We start from the raw sequence: 9724 nt of genomic DNA, 5'->3' as shown, positions 1-9724 counted from the left end.
CCCGCGCCCGGGCCGGCCCGGTCACTCTCGCTTCTGATGCGGCGTCACTTCTGCTCGCTGAGCGCCTTGTTGAGCAGCACGACGTTGACGGCCTCGTTGCCGAGGAAGCCGAGCGGGCGGCTCTCGGTGTACCGGTCGACCAGCTGGTTCAGCATGTCGGCCGGCAGCCCGCGCTCCTTGGCGACCCGGTTGACCTGCTCCTTGGCGTAGGCCGGCGAGATGTCCGGGTCGAGGCCGGAGCCGGAGGCGGTCAGCGCGTCGGCCGGCACGCTCGCCGGGTCGACGCCGTCGAACGCGGCGACGGCGGCACGGCGGTCGTTGACGGCCTTCAGCAGGTCCTCGCTGTTCGGCCCCTGGTTGGAGGCGCCGGACGAGGAGGCGTCGTAGCCGGTCCCGGCCGCGGAGGGGCGGGGCTGGAACCACTTCGGGTCCGGCTGGGCCTCCTCCTTCGGGTCGTCCGGGTTCTTCTTCGGGAGGTTGAAGTTCTGGCCGATCAGGCTCGACCCGACCTCCTTGCCGTCGGCCTTCACGATCGAGCCGTTGGCCTTCTCGCTGAACGCGACCTGGGATATCCCGGTGACCAGCAGCGGATAGGCGACCCCGAGGATCACGGTCAGGACCAGCAGCGCACGCAGCGCGGTGAAGTGGGTCCGCACGGCGGCGGGCAGGGGCTTGGACATGGTGGTGGACTCCTCTCTCAGCTGAGGCCGGGGATGAACTGGACGATCAGGTCGATCAGTTTGATGCCGACGAACGGCACCACCAGACCGCCGAAGCCGTAGATCCCGATGTTGCGGCGCAGCAGGGAACTGGCGTCGGAGGGACGGTACTTGACGCCGCGCAGGGCGAGCGGGATGAGGCCGACGATGACCAGGGCGTTGAAGACGATCGCCGAGGTGATCGCGGACTGGGGGCTGTGCAGGCCCATGATGTTGAGGTGGCTCAGGCCCGGGTACACGCCGGCGAACATCGCGGGGATGATCGCGAAGTACTTGGCCACGTCGTTGGCGATGGAGAAGGTGGTCAGCGCGCCGCGGGTGATGAGCAGCTGCTTGCCGATCTCGACGATCTCGATCAGCTTGGTGGGGTTGGAGTCCAGGTCGACCATGTTGCCGGCCTCCTTGGCCGCCATGGTCCCGGTGTTCATCGCGACGCCGACGTCGGCCTGGGCGAGGGCGGGGGCGTCGTTGGTGCCGTCGCCGGTCATCGCGACCAGCTTGCCGCCCTCCTGCTCCTTCTTGATCAGGGCCATCTTGTCCTCGGGCGTGGCCTCGGCGAGGAAGTCGTCGACACCGGCCTCCTCCGCGATCGCCTTGGCGGTCAGCGGGTTGTCGCCCGTGATCATGATGGTCTTGATGCCCATCCGGCGCAGCTCGTCGAACCGCTCCCGCATGCCCTCCTTGACCACGTCCTTGAGGTGGATGACACCCAGGACCTTGGCGGGGGCGGAGCCGGTCTTGGTGGCGACGACCAGCGGGGTGCCGCCGGCCGCGGAGATGCCGTCGACCAGGGCGGAGACCTCGTCGCCGACCGAACCGCCGTTCTCGGTCACCCAGTTGGTGACCGCGCCGGCCGCGCCCTTGCGAACCTGGTGCACTCCCCCGGCCTCGTCGAGGTCGACGCCCGACATCCGGGTCTGGGCGGTGAACGGCACCCAGGTGGCGTGGGTCAACTCGCCCTGGGCTCGGGCCCGCAGACCGTACTCGGTCTTGGCGAGGACCACGATCGAGCGGCCCTCCGGCGTCTCGTCGGCGAGGGAGGAGAGCTGCGCGGCACCGGCCAGTTCGTCGGTGGCCACGCCCGGGGCGGGCAGGAACTCGGCGGCCTGGCGGTTGCCCAGGGTGATGGTGCCGGTCTTGTCGAGCAGCAGGGTGTTGACGTCACCGGCGGCCTCGACGGCCCGCCCGGACATCGCCAGCACGTTGCGCTGCACCAGCCGGTCCATGCCGGCGATGCCGATCGCGGAGAGCAGCGCGCCGATGGTGGTCGGGATGAGCGCCACGATCAGGGCGACCAGCACGATCATCGACTGCGGGGCGCCCGCGTAGGTGGCCATCGGCTGGAGCGTGACGACCGCGACCAGGAAGACGATGGTCAGCGAGGCCAGCAGGATGTTGAGCGCGATCTCGTTCGGCGTCTTCTGCCGGGCGGCGCCCTCGACCAGGGCGATCATCCGGTCGATGAAGGACTTGCCGGGCTCCGAGGCGATCTTCACCACGATCCGGTCGGACAGCACCTTGGTGCCGCCGGTCACCGCGGACCGGTCGCCGCCGGACTCGCGGATCACCGGCGCGGACTCGCCGGTGATCGCCGACTCGTCCACCGAGGCGACACCCTCGACGACGTCGCCGTCACCGGGGATGACCTGGCCGGCCTCCACGACGACGTGGTCGCCGAGCCGCAGGGCCGTGCCCGGCACCTCCTCCTCGTGCTGCGTGGCGGGCCAGTCGGTGAGCCGGCGGGCGACGCTCTCGGTCTTGGTCTTGCGCAGGGTGTCGGCCTGGGCCTTGCCGCGCCCCTCGGCGACGGCCTCGGCCAGGTTGGCGAAGACCGTGGTCAGCCAGAGCCACACCGTGATGCACCAGGCGAACACGGACGGGTCGGCTATCGCGGCGATCGTGGTGACCACCGAGCCCACCTCGACCACGAACATCACCGGGTTCTTGACCATCACCCGGGGATCGAGCTTCTTCACCGCGTCCGGCAGGGACGCGACGATCAGCTTCGGGTCGAGGAGGCCGCTGGCCACTCTGTGCGGCGCGGTGGGCTCGGCCTCGGTGTCGGCCGGCGCGGGGTTGAGCGTGGAGGTGGACATCAGGAGGTGAGACCTTCCGCGATCGGCCCGAGAGCCAGGGCCGGGAAGTAGGTGAGGCCGACGACGATCAGGATCACGCCCGACAGCAGGCCCACGAACAGCGGCTTGTGGGTGGGCAGGGTGCCCGGGGTGGCCGGGACCGGCTGCTGCTGGGCGAGCGAGCCGGCCAGCGCCAGCACGAACACGATCGGCAGCAGGCGACCGAAGATCATCGCCAGGCCCAGCGCCGTGTCGTACCAGTCGGTGTTGACGGTGATGCCGCCGAACGCCGAGCCGTTGTTGTTCGCGGCGGAGGTGAACGCGTACAGCACCTCGGAGAAGCCGTGGGCACCCGAGTTGAGCATCCCGGCCCGCTCACCCGGCAGCGCCATCGCCACACCCGTGCCGACCAGCACGATCGTCGGGGTGGTGAGGATGTACAGCGAGGCGAACTTCATCTCCCGGCCGCCGAGCTTCTTGCCCAGGTACTCGGGGGTGCGGCCGACCATCAGGCCCGCGACGAACACCGCGACGATCGCCAGCACCAGCATCCCGTACAGACCGGAACCGGTACCGCCCGGCGCGATCTCGCCCAGCATCATGTTGAAGACCGTGATGCCGCCGCCGAACGGCGTGAACGAGTCGTGGAAGGAATTCACCGCGCCCGTCGAGGTCAGCGTCGTCGACGCCGCGAACAGACCGGAGGCGGCGATGCCGAACCGCTGCTCCTTGCCCTCCATCGCCGCACCCGCGGCCTGCAAGGCACTGCCCGAGTGCTGCGACTCGGCGAAGGTGAGCAGGGCGGTCGAGGCGACCCAGAACAGGCCCATCACGGCGACGATCGCGTAGCCCTGGCGGTTGTCGCCGACCATCCGGCCGAAGGTCCGGGGCAGCGCGAACGGGATCACCAGCAGCAGGAAGACCTCGACCAGGTTCGAGAAGCCGTTCGGGTTCTCGAAGGGGTGGGCCGAGTTGGCGTTGAAGAAGCCGCCGCCGTTGGTGCCCAGCAGCTTGATGACCTCCTGCGAGGCCACCGGCCCGCCCGGGATCTTCTGCACGTCACCCGCGAGATTGGTCACCTCGTGGAAGCCGTGGAAGTTCTGGATCACACCGGAGGCGGCCAGGACCAGGGCGAAGACGATCGAGATCGGCAGCAGCAGCCGCAGGTTGATCCGGACCAGGTCCACCCAGAAGTTGCCCAGCCGGTCCGTCCGGTTCCGGGTGAAGCCTCGGATCAGCGCCGCCACGACGGCGATGCCGACGGCCGCGGAGACGAAGTTCTGCACCGCCAGGCCCGCCATCTGCACCAGGTGGCCCATCGCGGACTCGCCGCCGTAGGACTGCCAGTTGGTGTTGGCGACGAAGGAGATCGCGGTGTTCCAGGCCTGGTGACCCGCCATCTGCGGGACACCCAGGTTCAGCAGCAGGTAGCCCTGGAGCCGGATCAGGCCGTACAGGAAGAGGACGGAGACCGCCGAGAAGGCCAGCACCGAGCGCAGGTACACCGGCCAGCGCTGATCGGCGTCACCGTCGACGCCGATCACCTTGTAGATGCCGCGCTCGGCTCTGAGGTGCCTCGGGGTGGTGAGGATCCTGGCGATGTAGTCGCCGAGGGGGCGGTAGCAGAGGGCCAGCGCGCCGACGAGGGCGAGGGCCTGCATCCAGCCCGCGAGAGTGGAGCTCATGTCAGAACTTCTCCGGGTAGATCAGCGCGACGACGAGATAGCCGACGAGGGCGACGGCCACGATCAGGCCTGCGATGTTCTCCGCACTCACAGCTTCTCCACCCCCCGCGCGATCAGGGCGATGACGGCGAACACGGCGACCGTGACACCGACGTAGATGAGATCGGACATGGGCTCCACCAGCGTGGTTCGGAAGATGCCGCGGGCGGGCCGAAGGGCTCGCGCGGCGCCGGCGGACGACCGGCAGATGCAGCAAACCAGCCGTCAGAGGCGCGTTATCGGGCCCTGACGCCCTCCATACGGGTGACGGCGCCGCGTTGACGGGACCTTGACGCGAACGGGTGGTGGGACGGCGAACGGCCCCGGACGGCAGCTGCCGTCCGGGGCCGTTCACGGGGCTCCCCCGCTGGTCACATCCGCTGGTCACATCCGCATCCGGAGCCGGCAGACCACCGCGTCGGTGTGCCGGCGCAGGGCGCGGTCGATCACGGCGCCGCGCCGGTTCTGCAGCGCCCGCTGCCACCAGCGCGCGGGCTCCACCTCGGGGATCAGCACGGTCAGCCGGTCGTAGGCGTGCTCCGCCCCGAGCTCGTTGACGAAGGCGGCGATCGGCCGCCCCAGCCGCCGGTGGTCGTCCGGGATCTCCACCAGCGGCACGCCCGGCTGCCAGAGTTCCCAGTCCCTGCGCAGCGCCTCGGCCGCGGTCGGCTCGTGCACCACCGTCACCGCCATGACCTCGTCGCCGAGCGAGAGCGCCGCCGACAGGCCGTCCCGGGTGAGCCGGGTGATCGCCGTCACCGGGACGACGACCAGGCTGCGCTGCCTGGTCACCGGGCCGGGCACCCGGCCCAGCTCCAGCCGCTCGCCGATCCGCCGGTAGCTGCGGTGGACCGCCTCGAACAGCACCACCAGCAGCGGCAGGGCCACCACGATGCCCCAGGCGCCCTCGGTGAACTTGGTACCGGTGACGACCAGCGCGGCGACACCGGTGAGCAGCGCGCCGAAGCCGTTCAGCGCGGCCTTCCACCGCCAGCCGTCCGGGCGGTGCAGCCGCCAGTGCCGGACCATGCCGACCTGGCAGATCGTGAAGCCGACGAACACGCCGATCGAGAACAGCGGCACCAGGCTGTTGACGTCGCCGCCGGAGCCGGCCAGCAGCACCGCCGACACCGCGGCCAGGAACAGCACGCCGTACCGGTACACCTGGCGGTCGGCGCGCAGCGCGAAGACGTGCGGGAGGTGGTTGTCCCGGGCGAGCAGGTCGAGCAGCACCGGCAGCCCGCCGAAGGAGGTGTTGGCGGCCAGGCCGAGCAGCACCACGGTGGCGAACTGGACGACGTAGAAGCCGGCGCCGTGGCCGAGCGAGGCGTCGGCGAGCTGGGCGAGCACGGTGACGCCCTCCACCGGCTGGAGGTGGAAGCGCCCGATCAGCACGGCCAGCCCGATCAGCATCACGCCGAGCAGGGCGCCCAGCGCGACCTCGGTGTGCTGCGCCCGCCTGACCCGCGGGGTGCGGAAGGAGGGGACGGCGTTGGCCACCGCCTCCACGCCGGTCAGCGCGGAGCAGCCGGCCGCGAAGGCCTTGAGCAGCAGCAGCGCCCCGACGGCGGTGGCGTTCTCGGCGAGCACCGAGGCGTGCCCGGCGGCGGCCGCGGTGCTGGCCGGGGCGGACCGGAACAGGCCGACCACGATGATCGCCATGACGGCGAGGACGAACACGGCCGTCGGCACCATGAACCAGCGCGCCGACTCGGCTATCCCCCGCAGGTTCACCGCGGTGACCAGGGCCAGCACGCCCAGGCAGAGCCAGACCCTCTGGCCGTACAGACCCGGTGCGGCCGAGGTCAGCGCGGCCACGCCGGCGGTGACCGAGACCGCGACGTTCAGGATGTAGTCGATCACCAGGGAGGCGGCCGCGGTCAGCGCCGTCCGGCGGCCCAGGTGCGCCTTGGCGACCGCGTAGGCGCCGCCGCCGTCCGGGAAGGCCGCGATCACCTGCCGGTAGGAGGCGACCAGCACCGCCAGCAGCACCGCGATCGCCGCGGTGACCGGCAGCGTGAAGCCCAGCCCGTACGCCCCGGCGGCGGCCAGCACCAGGACGATCGACTCCGGCCCGTACGCGACCGAGGCCATGGCGTCCAGCGAGAGCGCCGCCAGTCCGCCGAGCGCGCTGAGCCGGTGCCGCTCGTCGCCCGTACCGGTATCCGGCGGCTCGGGTTCGGCCGTGACGGCCGGGGTGGTGATGGCGCTGGACATCGGACGGAACCTCCGCGGTCGGTAGTTGCTCCGATCCTGCGGTCCGCGCTCCTGTCGCTCCCCCGGCCCCTACGCGTTCCTGACGCGGCCACGAGCGGCTTTGACGGGCCCTTGACGCACGTCGCCGCCCCGCGGGGAGGGGCTGTTGGCGGGGGTGGGCGAGCCGGTTGTCCCGGCGGTCGCCGGTTGGGAAGACGATCAGCTCAGTCGAAGGACTCCCACCCCCGGCCACCCACTCTGCTGCCCCTAGAAGGTAATTGCAAGCAATGTGCAATAACTGTGCCCGGCCGCGCCCCCGACCGGCCCGGGACGGGGAAAAACAAAACAGCCCCTGATCTGCGTTTCCGCAGATCAGGGGCTCTTTCGTATCCCTGTGGCTGGTGCAGGGTTCGAACCTGCGTAGCTTGCGCGACAACCAGCCAGGATCTTCGCCGACCGGGGTGTTCGCCCCGTTCGACGTGGTAAACCATACCCGATGCCGGGGGGTGCTTCGCCACTCGGTAGATCACGCGATGATCAAGGAGAACGGCGTGGTCGCCGCGGGCGGGGGCGGGGTGGCGCTGGATAGGCTTGGGCGGCGGGCGCCCCGGTGGGGCGGACCGTGCCAGTGAAGCCAGAGCATCAAGGAGACCAACACCCATGGCCGACTCCAGTTTCGACATCGTCTCGAAGGTCGAGTGGCAGGAGGTCGACAACGCGATCAACCAGACCTCCCGCGAGATCGCCACGCGCTTCGACTTCAAGGGCGTCGGCGGCGAGATCAGCCGCTCCGGCGAGAAGATCGAGATGAAGGCCAACGGCGAGGAGCGCGTGCGCGCCATCCTCGACGTGCTGCAGACGAAGTTCGTCAAGCGCGGCCTGTCGCTGAAGGCTCTGGACGCCGCCGAGCCGCAGCTCTCCGGCAAGGAGTACAAGATCTTCGCCGACGTCAAGGAGGGCATCACCACGGAGGACGCGAAGAAGGTCGCGAAGATCATCCGTGACGAGGGCCCCAAGGGCGTCAAGGCCCAGGTCCAGGGCGACGAGCTGCGCGTCAGCTCGAAGAGCCGCGACGACCTCCAGGCCGTGCAGGCCCTGCTCAAGGGCAAGGACCTGGACTTCGCGCTCCAGTTCGTGAACTACCGCTGATCACGGACCGCCCCGGACCGTGACCCGCCGCCGGCTCCCTCGGTCGGCGGGACGAACGGCACGGCCCCGCTCCCGGTTTCGGGAGCGGGGCCGTTCGCGTCCACGGACCGTTCGTGTCGACGGACAGTTCGTGTCGACGGACCGTCCGTGTCGACGGACAGTTCGTGTCCACGGACCGTCCGTGTCGACGGGCTGTCCGTGTCGACGGGGTCAGCCGGCGGCGGGGTGGGCCCGGGCCGCCGCGGTGAGGACTTGGGCCTGGGCGCGGAGGGCGTCGAGCCGCTCCTGCAGGCTCGCGGCCGGACCGGGCAGCTTGGGCGGGGTCGGCGCCACCGCCGGCGGGGCCGGGAGCTGGCCGATCAGTCCTTGCAGGACGGCCTGCAGGGTGGCGACCAGTTGCTGGACCACGCCGAGGTCGGGGACGGCGGAGGTCACCGTCGACAGCAGGCCGGTGACCAGCTTGACGATGTCGCCGACCGCCCCGAGCGCGGCGCCCGGATCCGGTACGGAGGGCGTGGCCGGCAGGGCGGGCACCGCCGGGTCGGCGACGGTCGGATCGGTGACAGCCGGGTCGGTGACGGCCGGGAGGGTCGACGGCGCCGCGGCGGTGGGGTCCGCGGGCCGGGCGGGCAGGGCAGGGAGGGCTGGCAGGGCGGACAGGGCTGCGGGGAGGCCCGGGAGACCGGGGACGGACACGGTGGTACGGGCGGCCGCGGCTCCATGGCCGGCGGCAGTGGCGGACGCCGTGGCGACCGTGGTCAGCGCGAAGGCTGCGGTCAGCACGACGACCATCCGGGTGGCACGCATGGGTACTGCTTCCTCTCACTGTGGATCAGGCGAGATCGCCTGACTCACACCGTCGGCCAGGCGCCCGGACGCAGCCACCGCACGTACGCCGAACGTGCGCGGGCTCAGTCGTCGGCGACCCAGTCCCCGGTGCCGCGGCGGGCGCCCAGGCCGACCGAGTCGAACTCGTCGGCCCGGCCCTCCGCGGTGTGCGCGCCGATCCGGCGCAGGGCGCGGGAGATCGGGGCGCCCTCGGCGGGCGCGGGCTCGAACTCGCCGATGGTGAGCGGCCCGAGGACGACCCGGCCGTCCTCCCAGACCGCGGCCCGCTGGGTGCCGCTGCCGCCGAAGTACTCGGCCTCCACACAGGCGATCGGCCCCGCCTTCGACCAGGCGGCCAGCCGGAGTTCGAAGCCGTCCGAGTGCCAGCCGAACCCGGCCCCGCCCGCCGGTTTTCGCACGCTGCCGTCGCCCTGGAGCGCGGCGAGGACCCCGGAGGTGACCGGGATCAGCGCCAGCCCCTGTGCCAACGGCACCACCCGGGCCGCCGGAACCTCCGCCGCCGCCACCCGCAGCAGCTCCAATGTTCCTATCAGCGCCTGGAGTTCGTAGGACATGCCGGACATGGTGTCCCACCGCACCGACACACGGCCCGAAATTTATGATTCCGTGCCCGGCCGGAGACCGTAGAGCAGGCTGACCACCGTCAAATGCCGCACCGCGGCCGGGAATGCCCGCCAATCGCGGCCGCGAAGGTCCGGCCGCGGGGCCGGTCACCCGCTCGGGCGCGGGCCGAGTGCGGAGGCCCCGGCATCCGGGTGGACTGGCCCGGTACGACCCAGAAGACCCCGGTACAACCCGGAAGGCCCCGGTACGACCCGGCCGGGTCACGGCCGGACGGGCGGTACGACGGCCTCGCCGGCCGATTCCGACGTTCTTACCATCCGGTCATACTTCACCCAGAGTCCTCCAAGTTTGACTTGCTATTTTCGGTGCACATGACCAAGACCCTCCCTCCGGCCGCGCCCCCCGTGCGAGCCGGACAACCGCGCCCGGTGCCCCCGCCCCGCCCCCG

General features: G+C 71.1%; 8 protein-coding genes. 1 reads left to right on the top strand and 7 read right to left on the bottom strand.

Annotated features, from left to right (window positions below; genetic code table 11):
- Positions 1-44: 44 nt before the first annotated feature.
- The 5 genes from kdpC to IE332_RS13215 form a co-directional block, all read right to left on the bottom strand.
- Positions 45-680, bottom strand: a complete 636-nt coding sequence (gene kdpC, locus IE332_RS13235) for a potassium-transporting ATPase subunit KdpC (RefSeq protein WP_189916019.1) — start codon at positions 678-680, stop codon at positions 45-47.
- Positions 681-697: 17 nt separating this feature from the next.
- Positions 698-2815 (bottom strand): potassium-transporting ATPase subunit KdpB, encoded by a 2118-nt coding sequence (gene kdpB, locus IE332_RS13230; protein ID WP_189916018.1) that lies wholly within the window; start codon positions 2813-2815, stop codon positions 698-700.
- The gene (gene kdpA, locus IE332_RS13225) at positions 2815-4479 is read right to left on the bottom strand and encodes a potassium-transporting ATPase subunit KdpA (protein ID WP_189916017.1); all 1665 of its coding nucleotides are present in this window, start codon (positions 4477-4479) and stop codon (positions 2815-2817) included. Before kdpA ends, kdpB begins: the two co-directional genes overlap by 1 nt.
- A gap of 1 nt (position 4480) precedes the next feature.
- Positions 4481-4570, bottom strand: coding sequence for a K(+)-transporting ATPase subunit F (gene kdpF / locus IE332_RS13220; protein ID WP_097237446.1), 90 nt, complete (start codon positions 4568-4570; stop codon positions 4481-4483).
- A gap of 332 nt (positions 4571-4902) precedes the next feature.
- Positions 4903-6735 (bottom strand): APC family permease, encoded by a 1833-nt coding sequence (locus IE332_RS13215; protein WP_189916016.1) that lies wholly within the window; start codon positions 6733-6735, stop codon positions 4903-4905.
- A 639-nt stretch (positions 6736-7374) separates the two neighbouring features.
- Between IE332_RS13215 and IE332_RS13210 the strand changes: the two genes are divergently transcribed.
- Positions 7375-7863 carry a YajQ family cyclic di-GMP-binding protein gene (locus IE332_RS13210; protein WP_189916015.1) on the top strand — a complete coding sequence of 163 codons (489 nt, stop codon included), beginning with the start codon at positions 7375-7377 and terminating at the stop codon, positions 7861-7863.
- Between the two features lie 210 nt (positions 7864-8073).
- On the opposite strand, the gene IE332_RS13205 is transcribed toward IE332_RS13210, so the two are convergent.
- Together IE332_RS13205 and IE332_RS13200 are read right to left on the bottom strand one after the other, a co-directional pair.
- Positions 8074-8670: a hypothetical protein gene (locus IE332_RS13205; RefSeq protein WP_189916014.1), complete on the bottom strand. Its 597-nt coding sequence runs from the start codon at positions 8668-8670 to the stop codon at positions 8074-8076.
- Positions 8671-8774: 104 nt separating this feature from the next.
- The gene (locus IE332_RS13200; RefSeq protein ID WP_189916013.1) at positions 8775-9266 is read right to left on the bottom strand and encodes a hypothetical protein; all 492 of its coding nucleotides are present in this window, start codon (positions 9264-9266) and stop codon (positions 8775-8777) included.
- Positions 9267-9724 lie beyond the last annotated feature (458 nt).

Source organism: Kitasatospora xanthocidica, from assembly GCF_014656195.1.
GTDB lineage: Bacteria > Actinomycetota > Actinomycetes > Streptomycetales > Streptomycetaceae > Kitasatospora > Kitasatospora xanthocidica.
The sequence above is the reverse complement of the archived record's forward strand: the minus strand, read 5'-3'. Positions and strand labels throughout refer to the sequence as shown.

Excerpts from the sequence above, each read along its gene's own strand:
- kdpC (WP_189916019.1), bottom strand. The coding sequence starts at position 680 with ATGTCCAAGCCCCTGCCCGCCGCCGTGCGGACCCACTTCACCGCGCTG.
- kdpB (WP_189916018.1), bottom strand. The coding sequence starts at position 2,815 with ATGTCCACCTCCACGCTCAACCCCGCGCCGGCCGACACCGAGGCCGAG.
- kdpA (WP_189916017.1), bottom strand. The coding sequence starts at position 4,479 with ATGAGCTCCACTCTCGCGGGCTGGATGCAGGCCCTCGCCCTCGTCGGC.
- IE332_RS13215 (WP_189916016.1), bottom strand. The coding sequence starts at position 6,735 with ATGTCCAGCGCCATCACCACCCCGGCCGTCACGGCCGAACCCGAGCCG.
- IE332_RS13210 (WP_189916015.1), top strand. The coding sequence starts at position 7,375 with ATGGCCGACTCCAGTTTCGACATCGTCTCGAAGGTCGAGTGGCAGGAG.
- IE332_RS13205 (WP_189916014.1), bottom strand. The coding sequence starts at position 8,670 with ATGCGTGCCACCCGGATGGTCGTCGTGCTGACCGCAGCCTTCGCGCTG.
- IE332_RS13200 (WP_189916013.1), bottom strand. The coding sequence starts at position 9,266 with ATGTCCTACGAACTCCAGGCGCTGATAGGAACATTGGAGCTGCTGCGG.